The sequence below is a fragment of the Neisseria sp. P0021.S005 genome (genome assembly GCF_051956955.1).
The window spans coordinates 1-708 of the sequence record NZ_JBQCWY010000839.1; the positions used below are offsets into that span (position 1 = coordinate 1).

Annotated in this window: 1 pseudogene; it reads left to right on the forward strand. The window is 57.9% G+C overall.

The annotated features are described in order from the left end of the window. Nucleotides 1-100: 100 nt before the first annotated feature. Nucleotides 101-708: pseudogene (locus ACTHUE_RS19695) on the forward strand (RHS repeat family protein); the annotation flags it as partial.

Here is a 708-nt window from a genome sequence, read left to right on the forward strand (position 1 = left end):
ACAGCACACCGAATACCACTACGACGCCAATCAAAACCTCACCCTCGCCCTCTATCCAGACGGCAGCAAAGAGACCTTCGGCTACGATGCTGCAGGTCGTTTGACCACCCATACCGACGGCGAAGGCCACACCACCTCCTACGAATACGGCCAGGACGGTCTGCCGACCCAACGCACCAATGCGCTGGGCCATACCTTCGGCTACCATTACGACAAAGCCCGCCGCCTAGTCGGCCTCACCAATGAAAACGGTGCGCGCTACCGCTTTGCCTACGACATCCTCGACCGATTGATTGCAGAAAGCGGTTTCGACCATAAGCTGACCGGCTACCGCTACAATGCCGGCAACGAACTGATTGAACAGCGTGAATTCGGCGACGAAGCCTCCCTTGCCGCCAAACTGATGGCGCAGCTGGGCGGACAACCCGTCCCCAAAAAAGAAGCCGCCCCGCTTTCAGACGGCCTCGACAGCCAAACCCCGCTGCGGATTACCGAGTTCAAACGCGATGTATTGGGACGTTTAATCCACACCCTTGCCCGCGATAACGACAAGGTTCAGGAAACCGCTTACCAATACGACCTGGACGGCAACCTCGTCCGCGCCGCCAACAGTCACAGCATTACCTGCTTCGACTACAACGGCAACGGCCAAATCATCGGCCAGCACCAATGGAAAGTACCGGCTAAGGAAGAGAACGCCCGAAACGG